Source organism: Variovorax paradoxus (assembly GCF_030811855.1).
GTDB lineage: Bacteria > Pseudomonadota > Gammaproteobacteria > Burkholderiales > Burkholderiaceae_C > Variovorax > Variovorax paradoxus_L.
On sequence record NZ_JAUSRN010000005.1, the window covers coordinates 74,601 to 92,677 of the forward strand.

Here is an 18,077-nt window from a genome sequence, read left to right on the forward strand (position 1 = left end):
GCGAATACACGAAATGATGAGCGTGGAGGCACATATATTCAGCGTCCCGCAGCTGCGGTTGCCAGCGCGGCCAGCGTGTCGTCGATGCGCGGAGCTTCGGAAGTCTTCACCTGGGCCTGGAGTTGCTGCAGCAGCGTTGCGGCCGCCTGGGTGCGCCGCGATGCCGGATCGAAATAACGGTTCAGCGTTGCGGACACCGTGGCGAGCTCGCTGCGCGCGACATCCACCTGCCGCGACAACAGCGAAAGGCGCGCATTGAGCAACTTGAGCTTGAGGTTCTCACGCAGAAAGAAGGTCTGGTCGGGCGCCAGCAGCACGGCTTCGGGACGGTCGATGCGGCCGACCCGCACCAGCGACCGCGCCTCGGCGCGCACCGTGAGAAGCGCCCGTTCCCACCAGGGTGCGTCGGCCGGAATGGGTTCGGGCTGCCAGGCATTGAGTCCGTTGCCGCGCATGGCCACGGCATTGAGCGGCGGCAGGTCGTCCACGCTGCGCGTCAGCTCGTCGATCTTCTGCAGCGCTTCGCCGGCGTCGACACTGGCGCTGCTGCGCAAGCGATCGGCATCGCGCTGCATGGCGCGCTGCAGGGGCGCAAGGCGGGGCTGGGCAGCGCGCGCAATGCGCTGATCGCCGGCCTTGAGGGCCGCGAGCAAAGGCTCCACGCTGCCCGTGACCTGGGCCTGCTGCAGGGCAAGGCGCACGGCGGATTCGATATCGACCACCAGGTTCTCGTCGCGCGAGCGCGAGAGGCTCTGCATCAGTTCTTCGAGTTGCGAGCGCTGGAGCGCGACCTCGGCGACGCGGGTTTCGGTGAGGGCAGCACGCGCCGCGGTGTCGCGCACGGTCTCGATGGCCTGCCGCGCCAGCGTACGCGCTTCGAGCGACTGGGCTTGCGCATCCGCGCTCTGCCGCGCCAGTTGCTCCTGCATGCCGCTTACCTTCTGCCAGAGAGAAATGGCAATCACCAGCGACGCGAGCGACACCAGGGCCAAGAGGCCGAGCCCGATGCGCGACAGCGTGGTCGCGGCGGCCGCCAGCGACTCCGGCGACTGCGATGCCGCCAGTGGGGCAGGCACCGGCGCGGTGGCGGTTGGGGGGGAGAAGTCGTCGGACGGGGACGCGGCACTCATGTAAAGGATTCTATCGACGCGATCAGAGCCTCACGCAGTGGCTTGCACACCCGCACCGCGCCGAAACCCGCGGCCCGCGCGGCTTCGCCGATGCGTGCATGGGTTGCCACGGCGCTGGCCGCATGCCATTGGGTGCCAGGCATTGCATCGCGCAGATTCGCGATGGCTTCGGAGCTGCTGAAAAGCCAGATCGCACGGCCCGCCGCGCCTTCGAGCGCCAGCGCACGCGCCGCGTCGTCGAAGGACGGCGGCAGGCGCCGATAGGCAACCACCGTGTCTCGGCAACCCTGCGCGGCCTCGATTTCATTGGCGAGCCAGTCGCGACCGCTCGCGTTGCCGGCCGCATCACCGCCACGGACGATCAGCACGCGCACACCCGCCGAGACCTGGGTTCGCACCCGCTCCCACAGCGCCTCGGAGTCGAAGCGGGCGGCATCGGGAAGAGGCGCATCGATGGCTTCCGCCGGCACGCCCGCGCGCAGCAGCGCACGCGAGGTGCCCGGACCGGTGGCCCAGAAACGCAGGTCCGCCGCGATCGCATCTTTTGCTTCAGCCTGTTGCGCGTAGAGAAAGAAATGCTCGACGGCCGTGGCGCTCACGAACATCAGCGCCGCATAGTCCGACAGGCGCTTCCAGGCTGCCTGGAGCGGCTCGATGTCGATGGCGGGCTCGATGGAAATCAACGGCAGCGCAGCCGCATCGAGCCCCGCGGCGCGAAACTCATCCACCCACTGCACGGCCTCGCGCGCCGGCCGCGTCACGATCACGGGCTTGCCGGCAGCCATGTCGATCGGGCCACTTGCCTCAATGGGCGCCGGCGGCGCGCAGCAGCGCGGCGGCATCTTCGCCGAGCACGCCGGCCTGCGCGAAGTCGGCCGCCCGGGCCTCTGCATGAACCCGCACCAGCGGCGCGTTGCCCTCGGGATCGCCCCATGCGGCATCGATGCGCAACGCACCGTCGCCCTGCCAGCGCGCATGGGCCGCGAGCGGCATTGAGCAGCTTCCGCCCATCGACCGGCTGACCGCGCGTTCGGCGGCGGTGGCCAGCCAATCGCCTCGGTGATTCAGGGACGCAAGCAGCGCGATCAGGTCGGCACGGTCGGCGCGCACCTCGATGCCGAGTGCGCCCTGCCCCGCGGCCGGCAGCATGGTGTCGGGCTCGAACGCGACGCGGATGCGCTCGTCGAGGCCCAGCCGCTTGAGCCCGGCCGCCGCTAGCACGATGGCGTCGTACTGGCCTTCGTCGAGCTTGCGCAGGCGGGTATCGAGATTGCCGCGCAGCGGTTCGATGCGAAGGTCGGGCCGCAGGGCGCGCAGCAGCACCACGCGCCGGAGGCTGGAGGTTCCGACGACGGCCCCTTTGGGCAGCTCATCGAGCGAGGCATAGCGTGGCGACACCAGTGCGTCACGCGGATCTTCGCGCTCCAGCACGCAGGCCAGCACAAATCCCTCGGGCAGATCCATCGGCACGTCCTTGAGCGAATGCACCGCGATGTCGGCGCGGCCTTCCTCGAGTGCAAGCTCGAGTTCCTTCACGAAGAGGCCCTTGCCGCCCACTTTGCTGAGCGACTTGTCCAGGATCTGGTCGCCGCGTGTGGTCATGCCAAGCAGGCTGACCGAGTGGCCTTTTTCTTGCAGCAGCGCCTGCACGTGCTCGGCCTGCCACAAGGCCAGCCGGCTTTCGCGCGTGGCGATCACGATATTGCTCAAGACCGCTCCCAAAAAGTACAAGTTTCAGACCTTTGGAATGCTAGCATGTTGCGCCGCAGCAACGCAGGCGGCGCCACCATTCAAGTCCCCAGGAATAACACCGAATGAAAGCCAGCAAGACCCCTGCCCCACCCAAGCGCCGCCAGGCCGAAGACCAGCCGCTGATCGACGACATCCGGCTTCTGGGCCGGATCCTCGGCGACGTGATCCGCGAGCAGGAGGGTGAGGAGAGCTATGCGCTGGTCGAGAAGATCCGCACACTGTCGGTGGCTTTCCGCCGCGATGCGGACCATGCGGCCGACCGCGCACTCAAGAACTTGCTCAAGGGTCTCAGCGCGGCCGAGACGGTGCGCGTGATTCGCGCCTTCACCTATTTCAGCCACCTGGCCAACCTGGCGGAAGACCGGCACGTGATCCGCCGCCGCACCGAGGCCGAGCGCGCCGGCGAAAGCGCCGATGGCGACCTTCAGACCGCCCTTGCGCGCATCCGCAAAGCCGGCGTCAAGCCCGACGAGGTGGTGGCTTCTCTCGCGCGCAGCTACGTGTCGCCAGTGCTGACCGCACACCCCACCGAAGTGCAGCGCAAGAGCATTCTCGACGCCGAGCGCGCGATTGCGCAGCTGCTCACCACGCGCGATGAAATCAAGCTGCGACAGAGCGCCTACGCTGCAGCCAAGGACGCACTCACGCCGCTCGAGTTTGCCGAGAACGAAACGCAAATGCGCATCCGCGTCACGCAGATCTGGCAGACGCGCCTCTTGCGCTTCTCCAAGCTCACGGTGGCCGACGAGATCGAGAACGCGCTGAGCTACTACGAAGCCACCTTCCTGCGCGAGATTCCGCGCGTCTATGCCGACCTCGAAAAGGCGCTGGGCCAGGGCGGCGTCGTGCCATCGGTGGCGCCCTTTCTGCGCATGGGCCAGTGGATCGGCGGCGACCGCGACGGCAATCCCAACGTCACGGCCGAAACACTCGAATACGCGCTGCGCCGCCAGGCCGAGCTGGCACTGCGCCATTACCTGACCGAAGTGCATTACCTTGGCGGCGAGCTCTCGCTCTCCGCCGCCCTCGTTGACGTCTCGGTCGAGATGCAGGCGCTGGCCGAGCGCTCGCCCGACACCAGCGAACACCGCAAGGACGAGCCTTACCGCCGCGCGCTCACGGGCGTGTATGCCCGCCTCGCGGCCACGCTGCGCGACCTCACGGGCGGCGAAGCCGCGCGCCACGCGGTGCCGCCGCAAAACCCCTACATCCGGGCCGAGGAGTTCCTGGCCGATCTCCACACCGTGGAGCAGTCGCTCGCTGAAAAGCACGGCAGTGTGCTGGCCGCGCCGCGCCTTCGGCCGCTGATCCGCGCGGTCGAGGTGTTCGGCTTCCACCTGGCCACTGTCGATCTGCGCCAGAGCTCGGACAAGCATGAGGCAGTGATCGCAGAGCTGCTGGCCACTGCGCGCATCGAGCCCGCCTACGCCTCGCTCGCCGAAGAGGACAAGCAGGCGCTGCTGCTCAAGCTGCTCGACGATGCGCGCCCACTGCGCGTGCCCGATGCCGACTACTCGCCGCTGGCACAGAGCGAACTCGCGATCTTCGCGGCGGCACGCGTCGCGCGTGCGCGATACGGCGCGGCGGCCATCCGCCACTACATCATCAGCCACACCGAAACGGTGAGCGACCTGCTCGAAGCGCTGCTGCTGCAAAAGGAAGTGGGCCTGCTGCGCGGCAAGATGGACAGCAACGCCACTTGCGACCTGATCGTGGTGCCGCTGTTCGAAACCATCGAAGACCTGCGCAACGCCGCACCCATCGTGCGGGCGTTCTATGCACTGCCGAACATCCAGGCTCTCGTCGAACGCTCGGGCGGCGAGCAGGACGTGATGCTGGGCTACAGCGACAGCAACAAGGACGGCGGCATCTTCACCAGCAACTGGGAGCTCTACCGCGCCGGCATTGCGCTGGTGTCGCTGTTCGACGAACTCAACAAGAAGAAGAAATCGAACCCGATCCGCCTGCGCATGTTCCATGGCCGCGGCGGCACAGTGGGCCGTGGCGGCGGCCCGAGCTACCAAGCGATCCTTGCACAGCCTCCGGGCACGGTTCGCGGGCAGATCCGCCTTACCGAACAGGGCGAAGTCATCGGCTCGAAGTACGCGAACCGCGAAATCGGCCGGCGCAACCTCGAGACACTGGTGGCCGCCACCCTCGAAGCCACGCTGCTGCCGCAGGCCAAGTCGGCGCCCGCCACATTCCTCTCGGCAGCCGCGGAGCTATCGACTGCGAGCATGGCGGCCTACCGCAAGCTGGTCTACGAAACCCCGGGCTTCGGCGATTACTTCTTCGGCTCCACGCCGATCCGCGAGATTGCCGAACTGAACATCGGCTCGCGTCCTGCCTCGCGCAACCCGAGCCACAAGATCGACGACCTGCGCGCGGTGCCATGGAGCTTCAGCTGGGGCCAATGCCGGCTCACCATTCCGGGCTGGTTCGGCTTTGGCTCAGGCGTGGAGCAGTTCCTGGCGTTGGCCGAAACGCCGGCCGCACGCAAGGAACGCGTCGCGCTGTTGCGCCGCATGTATGCGCAGTGGCCTTTCTTTCGCACGCTGCTGTCCAACATGGACATGGTGCTTGCCAAGAGCGACCTCGCGCTGGCCTCGCGCTACGCCGAACTCGTGACCGACCGCAAGCTGCGCCAGAAAGTCTTCTCGATGATCGACACCGAATGGCATCGCACCTCGGACGCGCTCACCCTTATCACCGGTGCCAAGCAAAGGCTGGAGGGCAATGCCGAAATGCAGCGCTCGGTGCGCCACCGCTTTCCCTACATCGATCCGCTGCATCACCTGCAGGTCGAACTGATGCGCCGCTATCGTGCGGGCGAAGGCGGCGAGCGGTTGCAGCGCGGCATCCACATCTCCATTAACGGGGTCGCGGCCGGCCTGCGCAACACGGGCTGATGCGAGTGAATCCAACGGCAAGCGCTCGTTCATGAGCACCATTCAGTCCCGCCGCAAACTCATCGTCATCATCCTGCTGTGCGTGGCGATAACGGGAGCACTCGTGCGGCACTACGCCGAGCGAGGGTCGACCACGCGGGACATCGGCACGCTGCTGATGGTGCTGTGGGTCCCCATCATCGGTAACGTCATCGGCTGGCTCATTGGCAAGATTCCGCGGCGCGCGCCGCCGGCCGAGCCGGTGAGCTTTGATGCGGCGGGCGCGTTCACGCCGCACCTTCGCATCGAACTCACGCTGCGGCCGACGGCACTGCTGTCGCACAACGTGCCGCTGTCCGCGGGCGAATACCGCTGCACGCTGGTGGTCGGCAACCAGGGCTTCTCGGCGCGGTGGTTCGTGCCGCAAGGTGCGGTGCTCGAACGGGGAGCGCCGCACGCGCTAGACGTCGAGCTGCTGACGCCCGACACGGCCAAAGCGCACTTTCCAGAGGGTGAGGTCTTTCGTGTGCTGGTAGGCGACTCGTTCATTGCGGACGGGCGGGTGCTGCAACCACGCATCTGACGCCAACGCCGAGAGGGGAGCAACGCAAAAGGGTCGATTGTTCGCCCTGGGGAAACTGACTACTGCCCGCGCGGCCCTTTGTGAAAGGCCCATCCGCTTCGACACTGGACGGCCTTTCGCAACAAGTGTTGGCCGCACGCTTTGCCGGCACGATCCCAGGACCTTTCTTCCCATGATGAATTCACCCAGCAGCAACCCCTGCGTCGACGATCTGGTGCATGACAAGCCCGCCAAGGCCACCCGCTCCACGCGATCGGCCTGGTTGGCCGTCGCCTCGATTGCGGTCGGCACCTTCGCGGTGGTGTCGACCGAGTTCATGCCCATTGGCCTGTTGACGGACATCGCGCGCGGCCTGAACGTCTCGGACGGCACGGCCGGCCTCATGATCACGATGCCCGGCGTGCTTGCCGCCTTCGCCGGGCCCGGGCTGATCGTTGCTTCGGGTCGCCTCGACCGGCGCACCGTGCTGATCGCGCTCACCACCTTGCTGATTGCCTCGAACCTGCTCGCCGCCTTTGCGCCCAACTTCGCCACCATGCTGGTCGCGCGCCTGATGCTGGGACTGTGCGTGGGTGGCTTCTGGACCTTTGCACCTGCCGCGGCCACGCAGCTGGTGCCCGATGCCTCCAAGGCGCGGGCCATGTCGCTGGTGCTGGCGGGCGTGTCCGCGGCCACCGTGCTCGGCGTGCCCGCGGGGTCGTTTCTTGGCACGCTGTTCGGCTGGCGCGCTTCCTTCGCGGTGACCGGTGCGCTCGCGGCGCTGGTGCTGGTGGTGCAGCTGTGGCTGCTGCCTGCGATACCACCGGTGCGCGCCATCGGTGCGCGCGACCTGCTCACGCCGTTGACGCGGCGCATGGCGCAGGTCGGCCTGCTCGCGGTGCTGTTCTTCATTGCCGGCCACTTCGCGGCCTACACCTACCTGAAGCCGCTGCTGCAGCAGGTGTTCGGACTGGCGCCAAACTCGGTCTCCACGCTGCTGCTGGTGTACGGCGCGGTGGGATTCATCGGCACCTTCATCGGCGGCAGCCTGGTGGCGCGCAGCGTACGCGGTACCACCCTGCTGGCGGCGCTGATGCTTGCAACGGCGCTGCTGCTCTCCACAGTGATCGGCAGCGGCTTCGTGGCTGGCGCGGTGGTGGTCTTCATCTGGGGCGTGGCCTTCGGCCTGATCCCGGTGGCGCTCACGGGCTGGATGATGGAAGCGGTGCCCGACGCACCCGAGGCCGGCCAGGCGCTGCTCGTGAGCGGCTTCCAGGTGGCGATTGCTTCGGGCGCGTTGATCGGTGGCGTCACGGTCGACAATTACGGCATCTCGAGTGCGATGGTGCTCAGCGGCGTGCTGGTGCTGATTGCCGCGCTCATCGTCGGGACGCTGGGCCGCGCGCGTGGCGGTGCAGCGGCACTGGCTGCTTTGTCGGCAAAGTAAGCGGCGCGGCTGGCGCGCCGCTTCGGCTACTCGCCCAGCAACTCGCCGATCGGCTGCAGGTCTTCGACCCGGTCGCAGATCGACTTGACCACCATGGTGATGGGGATGCCCAGCAGCAGCCCCCAGACGCCCCACAGCCAGCCCCAGAAGATCACACCAACGAACACGGCCACGGGGTTCATGCGGCTGGTGCGGCTGGTGAGCCAGGGCACCAGCAGGTTGCCGACGAGGGTGTGGATGACCAGCGAGGTGCCGGCCACCAGAAGGCCCATTTCGATGGTGTTGAACTGCACGAAGGCCACCAGCCCCGCGGCGGACATGACGATCACCGAACCGATGTACGGCATGAGATTGGTCACCGCTGCGACGATGCCCCAGACGGCGGCGTTGTCCAGCCCGATGTACCAGAACGCAAGCCCGGTCGCGACGCCGACCAGCGCGCTGGTGAGGATCTGCACCAGCAGATAGCGTTCGATGTTCTGGGTGATGTCGTCCAGCACGTGCACGGTGATCTTTTTCTTCTCCAGGCTAGGACCGGTGATTTTGATCAGCTTGCGGCGGAAGGTGTTGCCGGAACACAGTGCAAAGAAGGTGAGAAAGGCCACCAGGGTGAGCTGACCTACGGCGGCGAGCAGCCCGACGGTGCCGCTCCACAGGTACTCGCGCACGTTGAACGGCGGCCGCTCGATGATCACGCGCGCCACGCCCTTGCGCGCCGCGACGCGGGCGGAGTTCTCCTCGGCCGCGCGTTCGAGCTGTGCGGCCGCCTGCTGCACGCTGTCCAGCGGCGTGGCGGCGGCGTTCTTGTCGCTGCGCGCGGCCTGGCGCAGCTTCTGCGCGGCCACCGGCAGGGCGTCGAGAAGCTCCGAGGCGCTGCTCGACAGCGAATAGCCGGTCCAGCCCAGCCCGCCGCCCAGGCCCAGCAGGATCACCGCCGCACCGATCCAGCGCGGTACCTTCCAGCGCTCGAGCACGTCGACCAGCGGCGACAGCGCGTAGCTCAAAAGCAAGCTCAGCATCAGCGGAATGAAAACCGCTGCCGCCCACCGCAAGGCGAAGACACCGGCCAGCACGGCGAGCACCACCAGCGCTGCGCTGCGCACGTCGACCGGCATGTGCAGCAGCACACGGTCGGGCTCGGGCTTGGCCTCTGGTTTGGCTTCGGGCTTTACTTGGGGCTCCGGCGCCGCAGCTGCCGGCAGCGGCTCTGGCACGGGTTCGGGAGGCAGTTCCGGCGGAGGCTCCACGGCTTCCGGGGCCTCTTGCACCGCCGCATCCTGGCCGGCTGTCTTCTTGTCGTCGCTCATCGCGGTTCCTTCAGCACTTCGCGCACTGCAGCCAATTGCCGCCGCGACACCGCGACGGGTTCGGGGACCGCGTCGAGCCGCAAGGCCCAGCCTTCGGCGTCTTCCCCGTCGTCGTATTTCTCGAGCGCGCGAATGGCCGAGCGCGCCACCAGCGCGTTGCGGTGCACCCGCAAAAAGCGCCCCGGATACCGCTCCTCGAATTCATTCAAAGAAGCGTCCAGGATGTGGCTGCGCGAGGCGGTACGCACCGTGAGGTACTTGTACTCCGATTTCAGGTAGAGCACTTCCGACAGCGGCACCCGCTCGGCGCGGCCGCGGTCCTGGATGAGCACGCTTTCCTGCAGGGCGTTCGCCTGCAGGGCGCCCCGCTCCTTGAGAAAGCGCTCCGCCTTCTGCAGCGCCTGCTGCAGCCGCTCGGCGCGAACTGGCTTGGTCAGGTAGTCGACCGCGTCCAGGTCGAAGGCCGTGACGGCATGGGCCGCATGGGCGGTCACGAACACCACGGCCGGCGCATCGGTCCGGTCACGCAACGCGCGCGCCACCTCGATGCCATCGACGCCGGGCATGTGCACGTCGAGCAGCACCAGGTCGATCGCCAAGCTCTGCAGGTGTTGCAGTGCTTCGGCGCCCTGCGCGGCCTCGGCCACCACCTCGGCAGCGGGCGACTGGCAATCGCGCAGCAGGGTTCGCAGGCGCGAGCGGGCCAGGGCTTCGTCGTCGACGATCAGGGTCTTGAGGGTCATGGTTCGGCGGGAATGGCAATGCGTACGCGGTAGTTCTTCTGATCCATGCCGGCGCTGAACTGCATCTGCATGTCGTGCAGCAGCCGCAGCCGGTCGCGCACGTTGGCCAGCGCAATGCCATGGCCGCGCGGCAAGGGCTCGTCGGCCCAGCGCAGGGGCGGCAGGCTGTTGACCACTTCGATCACCACCACGCTGCCGCGGCGCTCGGTGCGGATGCGCAGCTTGGCACCATCGGGGCTGGGCTCCACGCCGTGCTTGATGGCGTTCTCCACCAGCGGCTGCAGCAAAAGGGGCGGCAGCCGGGCATTGCTGGCGGCGGCGTCCAGGTCCCAGCGGATGCGTAGTCGGTCGCCAAAACGCACCTGCTCGATGGCCAGGTAGCGCTCGGCCAGCGCGATCTCGTCGGCCAGCGTGCCAGATTCGCCCGGATCGGCCAGCGCCTGTCGAAACAGCTCGGCCAAGTCTTCCAGCATGGTCTCGGCCTTGGCGGGCTCCTCGCGCACCAGGGCAATGGCGCTGTTGAGGGTGTTGAACAGAAAGTGCGGCTGGATGCGCGACTGCAGCTCCTCGAGCCGCGCCGTGGTGGCGGCCGGCGTCTGGCCGCGCGCGCGCAGCACCATCGCCGCCATCACCAGCCCCGCGATGAAGGCGCCTGCCACCGCACTGGCCAGCCACGGCGCCGTGCCCATCACGCCGGTGAGCCGCAGCAGGCCGCAGCCATACAGCGATGAAACCCCGCCGAGCGCGGCACCCGCCGCGTATTGCGCCTGCCGGGGCAGCCGCCCGAGCGGCTTCTTGAGCCCGCAAGCCGCCACCAGCCACAGCAAGGTGGCCGGCAGGGCGCCCCCGGTGACGGTGGCGGTCTGCACCAGCCATTCCGCGGGCGACGACGAGACGAAGAGCGTGGCGGTCGCCACCAGCGCCTCCACGAAGAGCACCGTGCGCAGCACCACGCCGATCTGGCAGGCGTCGAACAGCCCCATGCTGCCGCGCGCAGGCAAACGCCCTCTTTCCGGCGGGGCCGAAGGCGTGGGGGTGGAGCTGGCCGATAAAATCGCCGGGTTGCGCATCACAGATACATTGGGTAACCAACCCATTATTGCCTCTCCAACGGTTCCCATGACTCAAAACCAACTCGACAAGAAATCCGAAGCCTGGTCGGCCCTGTTCTCCGAACCCATGAGCGACCTCGTGAAGCGCTACACCGCGAGCGTGTTCTTCGACAAGCGTCTGTGGCAGGCGGACATCGAGGGTTCTTTGGCGCATGCCGGCATGCTGGCCGCGCAGGGCATCATCGCCGCGCAGGACCACGCCGAGATCGAACGTGGGATGGCGCAGATCCGCAGCGAAATCGAATCGGGCGCCTTCGAGTGGAAACTCGACCTGGAAGACGTGCACCTGAACATCGAGGCCCGCCTGACCCAACTCGTGGGCGACGCCGGCAAGCGCCTGCACACCGGCCGCAGCCGCAACGACCAGGTCGCCACCGACGTGCGTCTGTGGCTGCGCGGCGAAATCGACCTGATTGCCGAACTGCTCGTCGCGCTGCAAGTCTCTTTGGTGGACATCGCCGAGAAGAACGTCGAGGTCATCCTGCCCGGCTTCACGCACCTGCAGGTGGCGCAGCCGGTGAGCTTTGGCCACCACATGCTGGCCTACGTGGAAATGTTCAGCCGCGACGCCGAGCGCCTGCAGGACGTGCGCAAACGCGTCAACCGCCTGCCGCTGGGCGCCGCCGCGCTGGCCGGCACCAGCTACCCGCTGGACCGCGAGCTGGTCGCCAAGACACTGAAGATGGACGGCGTGTGCCAGAACAGCCTGGACGCCGTGAGCGATCGCGACTTTGCCATCGAGTTCACCGCCGCGGCCAGCTTGTGCATGGTGCACATCAGCCGCATGAGCGAGGAACTCATTCTCTGGATGAGCCAGAACTTCGGCTTCATCCAGATTGCCGACCGCTTCACGACCGGCTCTTCGATCATGCCGCAGAAGAAGAACCCCGACGTGCCAGAGCTCGCGCGCGGCAAGACCGGCCGCGTGGTCGGCCACCTGATGGCGCTCATCACCTTGATGAAGGGTCAGCCACTGGCTTACAACAAGGACAACCAGGAAGACAAGGAGCCGCTGTTCGACACCGTCGACACGCTCAAGGACACGCTGCGCATCTTTGCCGAGATGATCGGCGGCATCACCGTGAAGCCCGAGGCCATGGAAGCCGCCGCCCTGCGCGGCTACGCCACCGCCACCGACCTGGCCGACTACCTCGTGAAGAAGGGCCTGCCCTTCCGCGACGCGCACGAGACCGTGGCCCATGCGGTGAAAGCGGCCACCTCGCACAAGGTCGACCTTGCGGAACTGCCGCTGGCCGTGCTGCAGCAGTTCAATCCGAAGATCGAGAAGGACGTGTACGACGTGCTGAGCCTGCGCGGATCGCTCAACGCGCGCAACATCTTGGGCGGCACCGCACCGGCGCAGGTCAAGGCGCAGATCGCGCGCCATCGCGCACGCCTCGCCTGATCGAAAGCGCCGCTTGTTCTACGCCATCCCGCTCGAGAACAAACCGAGCTGGCGCAATCCACCGTGGATGACGGTGCTGCTGATCCTTGTGAACATGATCGTGTTCTGGGGACCGCAGCGCAGCGAAGAAAAGGCCGACGAGCGTGCGGCCCACTACTACGCGCACAGCGTGCTGCCCGAGCTGGAGCTGCCGCCCTTCGTGGCCTGGCTCGAGGAAACGCGCTCGCCCCGCGCCAAGTCCGCCAGGCGGCTCTTGGCGCATGAGGAAACAGGGCTGCTGCTCGACGGCATGCAGCGCGAAGAGGCGTTCCTGCAGAAACTGCGGTCTGATGCTGTCGTCACGCCCGCCAACCCGCGCTATGCCGAGTGGAAGCGCGACCGCCAGCAGTACGAATCGATGCGGCCCGCGCCGTTCACTGAACACTGGGCGCAGGACTACACGAAGGACGCCGAATTCAAGCCTTGGACCTGGGTCACCGCGGCCTTCCTGCACGGCAGCACGGGGCACCTGCTGGGCAACATGCTGTTCCTCTTCCTGTTCGGGTTCTCGGTCGAGCTGGCGTTGGGCCGGGGCACCTACCTGAGCTTCTACATCCTGGGCGCGGTGGGCGCGTCGATGCTGGCCGACTGGGCCTATGCGGGCAAGGGCACCTACGGCCTCGGCGCCTCGGGCGCGGTGTCGGCGCTCATGGGCATGTATGCCGTGATGTACCGGCTGCGGCGCATCCGGTTCTTCTACCAGCTCTTCTTCTATTTCAACTACGTCACTGCGCCGGCCCTGCTGCTGCTGCCGGCCTGGATCGCCAACGAGCTGCTCCAGCACCTGGTGGGCGGCCAGGGCATCGCCTACATGGCCCATCTGGGCGGCCTGCTGGCGGGCGCCACGCTGATGGCCTGCGCCATGGCATTGGGACGGGTGAAGACGCCCGAGACCGTGGCCTCCGAGCAATCGGCCGACAACGGCGACTTCAACCGGCACGTGGCCGCGGCACGTCGGCTGGGCGCTGCCATGAAGTTCGAGGCAGCCACGGCCGAATGGCGCGCTGCCGCCGCACTGCGCCCCGGCGACACCGACACGCTGCGTGCCTGGTTCAACACCGCGCGGCTGCAGCCCGCAGGCGAAGATTTTCATCGGGCCGCGCGCCGCATCTTCCGGCTGCCAGGCACCGATCCGGACACCCTGGAACTGCAGCACGCCAGCTACAAGACCTACCTCGACCAGGCCAAGCCGGGCGCACGGCTCAAGCCCGACGACATGGCGCGCCTGGCACGCCGCTTCACGCGCGTGCGCCAGTTCCAGGATGCCGACAAGCTGTGCCGCGTGTTGTTGAAGACCGCGCCCGACCATCCCGAGCTGGCCGACACCCTGTCGGTCTGCGCCAATGGCCTGCTGCATGCCGGTGAGCGCGACATGGCTGTCGGCTGGCTGCCGCACCTGCTGCGGATCGCGCCCAACGACATGGTGACGCGCGCCCTCGAGCGCGCTTGATCAGCCAGGCAACCTAGGCGGTCGGCCGCAGCAGCCAGCGCACTTCCTGCGTCTGCTCGCTGTCCGGAAAGCGCGATTCAAGCGTCGTCAAGATAGGCTGCGCCATGTCGGTGCGGCCGAGGCCCTGCACCAGCACCCGGGCCGCCAGTTCATAGGCTTGCGGAATGGCCGCATGCCCGCGAAACCGCCGGTCGAAGCCCGACAGCAGCGCCAGCGCGGCATGCGCATCGCCGTTGCGCCACTCGGCCTTGGCCAGCGACATCACCGTGGGTGCATCGTCGAGGACAAAAGCCTTGTCCTTCTCGCGGCAGGCCTTGAAGACCTTGAGCGCTTCGGACGCGAGATCTCGCTGCAGCAGCAGCGGAACGTAGCGTCGCGCATGGTCGAGCAAGGTGGCCGCCTTGTCGGGCGAGAGCAGCAGCACGCGGTGGTAGCGGCGCTGCGCCGCCAGGTCGTCGGCCGGTGCCACGCGCTGCGCTTCATAGGCCACGCCCAGCGCGCCGGCAACGTCTCCGTCGGTGACCAGCTGCGCCACTTCGGCGTCGGTGCGCTGGGCGGCGATCTGCTCGGGCGTGCGGCGGTCCACCGGCGCGCCGTCGTCCACGCCGCCGCCGGGCAACAGGTCGATGCCGAAGGCGTCATGGTGCTGGAACATCACATAGCCCAGCAGGCTCGCCATCACCCAGCCGAAGTAGATGAACGCGAAATTGGCAATCGGCAGCACGATGACGCCATTGATCATCGGCAGCAGCACGCCGATCGCGATCTGCGCCCCCGTGCTCAGCAGGAACAGGAAGAAGCACAGCAGCGCGTAGGGCCAGCCGATGATGCGCATCGCATCCATCACGTGGCCAGGGTTCATGGCCTGGAAGAAGCTGGCCGACTGCACCAGCACGATCACCGCGGCCGGAAAGGTGAACGAGACCACGAACAGCGCCACGGTCCCGAGCACGGGTGAGAACCACGCCAGCCATCCGATCAGCGCGCCCTGCACCACCGAAATGGCGAACAGCTTCCACGGCAGGTTGGCCCAGTCCTCATCCAGCTCGCGCGGAAAATCGGCCGATTGCCGGATGCCGCGCGAACCGAGCGCAGTCACCTTGAAGCCATAGCGGCTTGCCGCCAGTACGATGCCCAGCTCGATCAGCAGCAGCGAGAGCCCCGGGTGCAGAAAGGGAATGACCTCGAACAGCAGGCTGCAGAACGCGAGCGCCAGGCCGTACATCAAGGGCCGCAGCTGGAACGGAAACGCGAAGAAGCTGTTGAGGCGGTGCCAGAACGGCGGCGGTGGCGGGAGCGAATCGTTGGCGGGCATGATGCGAGCCCGTTTACTTGAAGAAGTCGCTCTGGCTCATGGCGCCGCGCCCGCCAAGGCGCACCACCGTGACGTCGTCTCCGCGCACGAGCCGCATCTTGCCCAGTTCGCGCTCCAGCCGCTGCGTGAAGCTGCTCTTGAACTGCATCGCGGCCTCGCCCATCTTCAGCACGCTGGTACCTTCCACGGTGGCGCTCTTGCGGTCGCTCGCAATCTGGACGCTGTCGATGTGGTATTCGTACTCGATGGTGAGAATGCCGCCCATGGCCTCGCCCACCGTCTCGAACATCTTGAAGGTCTTGCGCACGGAATCGCAGGCCTGTTCGCGGTCGCTGGTGGTCTCCTGCGTGCGGCCCATCATGACCGTCTTGCTCTGGATGACGGCCTTCTTGCTAAGCTGCTCGCACAGCTTCTCCGCGTCGCGCGAGTAGATGGCGTGCGCCTCTTTCTCGTAGTACTGGCGCACCATGGTTTCGTCGAGCTTGCGCCCGCCGATAAAGAAATACCACGCGCCCACGCAGAGCGCGACAACGATCGCAATTTGCTTCATTCCCGCCCCGCACCTTGGTGCGCCCCGCTCCGATTTTGCGAGGCAGTATACGTTGCCGATTGTTTCCTGAGGGCGGCGGGCGGGGCTTCGCAACCGAGGAATTGAATCCGCCCGCACGGCTCGGCCGTACCTTTTTCATGCAGGCCAATGCCCAGAGCTGCAGCGACTCGTCGCCCCTTGCGGCTGCCTGCGTCAGAATCCGATGTCCACGCCGTCCCGGCCCTGGCCGTTACGCTGGAAGCCAAGGGCGGCGTGCCACCGGGCAGCGGTCCGAAGGGTCCCGTTGTGTTCAAGGGCGCCCTCATTGAGAAAACCATCTGATCTGCTTCTTGTTGTCTTCCCGATGCCGCCTTCGATGAAATCCGCGCTGCTCGCCGCCGCACTACTGACGGCAGCGCTTGCCTCGCATGCCCAGACCGCGTCGGCCGCCTTCCCTTACGAGGCGGACGGCGCCACGGCCGCAGACGCTTCCTCCGAATACCTTGCCGCAAAGGCGCGCTGGCACAACGAGCTCGCCGCCTTCGCCCGGGCCGACCAGCAGCAGTTCCCACCACCCGGCGGCGTGGTGTTCGTGGGCAGCTCCACCGTGCGCATGTGGAAGAACCTCTCGCAGGATTTCCGCCAGGTGCCCGGCATCGTCAACCGCGGCTTCGGCGGTTCGACCATGGCCGACTGCAGCCTGTTCGCGCGCGACCTGGTGGTGCGCTACAAGCCGCGGCAGGTGCTGGTGTACGCTGGCGACAACGACCTGGCCGAGGGCCGCACGCCGCTGCAGGTGCTCGAAAGCTTTGCGCGATTTGCCAATGCGGTGCGCGCCGAGTTGCCCAACACGCGCATCAGCTTCATCTCGGTCAAGCCGAGTCCCTCGCGCGAGCACCTGATGCCGCTGATCCGCGAAACCAACAACGTGATTTCCGCCTACCTCAACCGCTTGCCCGACAGCGAATACATCGACGTCTTCACGCCCATGCTCGGCGCCGACGGCCGGCCGCGGCCGGAACTGTTCCGCGGCGACCGGCTGCACCTGACCGACGAGGGCTACCGGCTGTGGCAGTCGATCATCGCGGCACGCCTGCCAGCAGCGGGCCCGGCCATTTCGTCGGTGCCGATGCCTATGCCGCTACCGATGACCTCGCCGGCGGCTCCGCCGCCCTGACGCGCCTTCTCAGGCCCGCGCCGGCTCCGTGGGCATATCGTCCGCCGGCGGCGGCAGGTCGGCCCCGCGCGTGAAGCGCGCCACTGCGTACATGCCCGCGAAGACCGTGAGCAGCAGCAGGCCGTCTCCCCACCAAGGCCGCGCCATCTGGTTGTCGCCATAGAAGGCCAGCACCAGCAGCACCGCCACCAGGTGCGCGCAAAACACCGGCAGCGAGGCCGAGCCCATGGCCTCCAGCCAGTGCAGGCGCGGGATCTTGCGCATGAACCACGGTCCGAAGCGAACCGCCAGAACGCCCAGCGCCACCAGGTTGACGATGCGCAGCGGCCCCAGCTGCCATTTGTCGAACAGCAGGTTCAGTTCCACGTCGCCACCGAACGGCGCCTGGCCGTTGATGCCGTGGTGGCGCCACCAGAACCCATAGAGCGCAATGGCCAGTGCCGGCAACCACAGCCAGGCCGGAAAGCGCAGCGGACGCGCCTCGGGCTGGTTGCGGCTGGCGCCCAGGCACAGGCCCGAAAACCACAGGAACTGCCATGCATAGGTGTTGAAGGCGCCCATTTCGTGGAATGGCACCGGCAGCCCCAGGTGGCGCTGCGCCAGCTCGTAGATCCATTCGCTCAGGCCGAACTGCGCCAGCGCCCACAGCGTCGCGCTGGCGCCCATCACCAGCATCCAGCCGTGGCGCATGGCAAAGGCCAGCACCCAGGGGCTCATCAGCATGAAGAAGATGTACATCGGCAAGATGTCGAGCAGCGGGGGCTCGTAGATGAGCAGCAGGCCGAACAGGAAGCCGGCGCGTGGCTCCGCGAGGTAGTAGGACACCAGGTTCTTCACCGCCGGCTGGTCGATGTGCAGCCCCAGCGCCGCGATCACGGTAAACAGAAACAGCAGAATCGCCGCCTGGCAGAGATACACCTTGACCACGCGCCGCCAGAACGCCTGGCGCATCGAGTCGACGCCGCGCACATGGCCGATGCGGCTGTAGACCAGCCCGGCCACGAAGGCCGACAGCAGCACGAAGCCTTCCGCGGCCGAAACAAAGCCGAAGGGCTGGCCCAGAGGGTCGGTGAGGCGTGTCGGCAAATGGGTAACGGTCATCAGCACGAGCATCAGCCCGCGCAATGCGTCTATTTCCCAGTAGCGTTTCATCGGTCGGCGGCGAGGTCTTGGTGGCGGTCCGCGCGGCGCACGCACGACGGTGCCGATTGTATGAAGTCG

15 protein-coding genes are annotated in these 18,077 nt (G+C 67.2%); 6 read left to right on the top strand and 9 right to left on the bottom strand.

Annotated elements, in window-relative coordinates:
• Positions 1-38: 38 nt before the first annotated feature.
• Genes J2X92_RS11800 through hemC form a run of 3 tightly spaced genes read right to left on the bottom strand, consistent with a single transcriptional unit; the run spans position 39 to position 2,861 of the window.
• Entirely contained in the window at positions 39-1,130 is a 1,092-nt protein-coding gene (locus tag J2X92_RS11800; RefSeq protein WP_307575889.1) for a uroporphyrinogen-III C-methyltransferase, read from the bottom strand.
• Entirely contained in the window at positions 1,127-1,915 is a 789-nt protein-coding gene (locus J2X92_RS11805) for a uroporphyrinogen-III synthase (protein WP_307575891.1), read from the bottom strand. The genes J2X92_RS11800 and J2X92_RS11805 overlap by 4 nt, the downstream gene beginning before the upstream one ends.
• 19 nt (positions 1,916-1,934) lie before the next feature.
• The gene (hemC, locus tag J2X92_RS11810) at positions 1,935-2,861 is read right to left on the bottom strand and encodes a hydroxymethylbilane synthase (protein WP_307575893.1); all 927 of its coding nucleotides are present in this window, start codon (positions 2,859-2,861) and stop codon (positions 1,935-1,937) included.
• A gap of 83 nt (positions 2,862-2,944) precedes the next feature.
• Between hemC and ppc the strand changes: the two genes are divergently transcribed.
• From ppc to J2X92_RS11825, 3 genes are all read left to right on the top strand, one after another.
• Positions 2,945-5,791, top strand: a complete 2,847-nt coding sequence (gene ppc / locus J2X92_RS11815) for a phosphoenolpyruvate carboxylase (protein ID WP_307575895.1) — start codon at positions 2,945-2,947, stop codon at positions 5,789-5,791.
• 31 nt (positions 5,792-5,822) lie between these two features.
• Positions 5,823-6,353, top strand: coding sequence for a hypothetical protein (locus tag J2X92_RS11820; protein ID WP_307575896.1), 531 nt, complete (start codon positions 5,823-5,825; stop codon positions 6,351-6,353).
• A gap of 172 nt (positions 6,354-6,525) precedes the next feature.
• A complete protein-coding gene (locus J2X92_RS11825) occupies positions 6,526-7,779 on the top strand; it encodes an MFS transporter (protein ID WP_307575897.1) in 1,254 nt (417 codons plus the stop codon).
• Between the two features lie 26 nt (positions 7,780-7,805).
• Here J2X92_RS11825 and J2X92_RS11830 read toward each other — a convergent pair whose 3' ends face one another.
• The 3 genes from J2X92_RS11830 to J2X92_RS11840 are packed head-to-tail and all read right to left on the bottom strand — an operon-like array spanning position 7,806 to position 10,926.
• Positions 7,806-9,086 (bottom strand): AI-2E family transporter, encoded by a 1,281-nt coding sequence (locus J2X92_RS11830; RefSeq protein WP_307575898.1) that lies wholly within the window; start codon positions 9,084-9,086, stop codon positions 7,806-7,808.
• The gene (locus tag J2X92_RS11835; RefSeq protein WP_307575900.1) at positions 9,083-9,829 is read right to left on the bottom strand and encodes a LytR/AlgR family response regulator transcription factor; all 747 of its coding nucleotides are present in this window, start codon (positions 9,827-9,829) and stop codon (positions 9,083-9,085) included. Before J2X92_RS11835 ends, J2X92_RS11830 begins: the two co-directional genes overlap by 4 nt.
• Positions 9,826-10,926, bottom strand: a complete 1,101-nt coding sequence (locus J2X92_RS11840) for a sensor histidine kinase (protein ID WP_307575902.1) — start codon at positions 10,924-10,926, stop codon at positions 9,826-9,828. The genes J2X92_RS11835 and J2X92_RS11840 overlap by 4 nt, the downstream gene beginning before the upstream one ends.
• A gap of 22 nt (positions 10,927-10,948) precedes the next feature.
• Between J2X92_RS11840 and argH the strand changes: the two genes are divergently transcribed.
• Together argH and J2X92_RS11850 are read left to right on the top strand one after the other, a co-directional pair.
• Positions 10,949-12,346 carry an argininosuccinate lyase gene (argH, locus tag J2X92_RS11845; protein ID WP_055804120.1) on the top strand — a complete coding sequence of 466 codons (1,398 nt, stop codon included), beginning with the start codon at positions 10,949-10,951 and terminating at the stop codon, positions 12,344-12,346.
• Positions 12,347-12,359: 13 nt separating this feature from the next.
• Complete coding sequence (locus tag J2X92_RS11850) at positions 12,360-13,835, top strand: rhomboid family intramembrane serine protease (protein ID WP_307575904.1); 1,476 nt, start codon at positions 12,360-12,362, stop codon at positions 13,833-13,835.
• Positions 13,836-13,848: 13 nt separating this feature from the next.
• Here the strand turns inward: J2X92_RS11850 and J2X92_RS11855 are convergent, their stop codons facing one another.
• Both J2X92_RS11855 and J2X92_RS11860 read right to left on the bottom strand, forming a co-directional pair.
• Complete coding sequence (locus J2X92_RS11855; RefSeq protein ID WP_307575906.1) at positions 13,849-15,150, bottom strand: tetratricopeptide repeat protein; 1,302 nt, start codon at positions 15,148-15,150, stop codon at positions 13,849-13,851.
• Between the two features lie 13 nt (positions 15,151-15,163).
• Positions 15,164-15,700 (bottom strand): hypothetical protein, encoded by a 537-nt coding sequence (locus tag J2X92_RS11860; protein WP_307575907.1) that lies wholly within the window; start codon positions 15,698-15,700, stop codon positions 15,164-15,166.
• 355 nt (positions 15,701-16,055) lie between these two features.
• On the opposite strand from J2X92_RS11860, the gene J2X92_RS11865 reads away from it, so the two are divergent.
• Positions 16,056-16,856, top strand: coding sequence for an SGNH/GDSL hydrolase family protein (locus J2X92_RS11865; protein WP_307575909.1), 801 nt, complete (start codon positions 16,056-16,058; stop codon positions 16,854-16,856).
• Positions 16,857-16,865: 9 nt separating this feature from the next.
• Here the strand turns inward: J2X92_RS11865 and opgC are convergent, their stop codons facing one another.
• Positions 16,866-18,008: an OpgC domain-containing protein gene (gene opgC, locus J2X92_RS11870; RefSeq protein WP_307575911.1), complete on the bottom strand. Its 1,143-nt coding sequence runs from the start codon at positions 18,006-18,008 to the stop codon at positions 16,866-16,868.
• Between the last annotated feature and the right edge of the window lie 69 nt (positions 18,009-18,077).

Excerpts from the sequence above, each read along its gene's own strand:
- J2X92_RS11800 (WP_307575889.1), bottom strand. The coding sequence starts at position 1,130 with ATGAGTGCCGCGTCCCCGTCCGACGACTTCTCCCCCCCAACCGCCACC.
- J2X92_RS11805 (WP_307575891.1), bottom strand. The coding sequence starts at position 1,915 with ATGGCTGCCGGCAAGCCCGTGATCGTGACGCGGCCGGCGCGCGAGGCC.
- ppc (WP_307575895.1), top strand. The coding sequence starts at position 2,945 with ATGAAAGCCAGCAAGACCCCTGCCCCACCCAAGCGCCGCCAGGCCGAA.
- J2X92_RS11820 (WP_307575896.1), top strand. The coding sequence starts at position 5,823 with ATGAGCACCATTCAGTCCCGCCGCAAACTCATCGTCATCATCCTGCTG.
- J2X92_RS11825 (WP_307575897.1), top strand. The coding sequence starts at position 6,526 with ATGATGAATTCACCCAGCAGCAACCCCTGCGTCGACGATCTGGTGCAT.
- J2X92_RS11830 (WP_307575898.1), bottom strand. The coding sequence starts at position 9,086 with ATGAGCGACGACAAGAAGACAGCCGGCCAGGATGCGGCGGTGCAAGAG.
- J2X92_RS11835 (WP_307575900.1), bottom strand. The coding sequence starts at position 9,829 with ATGACCCTCAAGACCCTGATCGTCGACGACGAAGCCCTGGCCCGCTCG.
- J2X92_RS11840 (WP_307575902.1), bottom strand. The coding sequence starts at position 10,926 with ATGGGTTGGTTACCCAATGTATCTGTGATGCGCAACCCGGCGATTTTA.
- argH (WP_055804120.1), top strand. The coding sequence starts at position 10,949 with ATGACTCAAAACCAACTCGACAAGAAATCCGAAGCCTGGTCGGCCCTG.
- J2X92_RS11855 (WP_307575906.1), bottom strand. The coding sequence starts at position 15,150 with ATGCCCGCCAACGATTCGCTCCCGCCACCGCCGCCGTTCTGGCACCGC.
- J2X92_RS11860 (WP_307575907.1), bottom strand. The coding sequence starts at position 15,700 with ATGAAGCAAATTGCGATCGTTGTCGCGCTCTGCGTGGGCGCGTGGTAT.
- J2X92_RS11865 (WP_307575909.1), top strand. The coding sequence starts at position 16,056 with ATGAAATCCGCGCTGCTCGCCGCCGCACTACTGACGGCAGCGCTTGCC.
- opgC (WP_307575911.1), bottom strand. The coding sequence starts at position 18,008 with ATGAAACGCTACTGGGAAATAGACGCATTGCGCGGGCTGATGCTCGTG.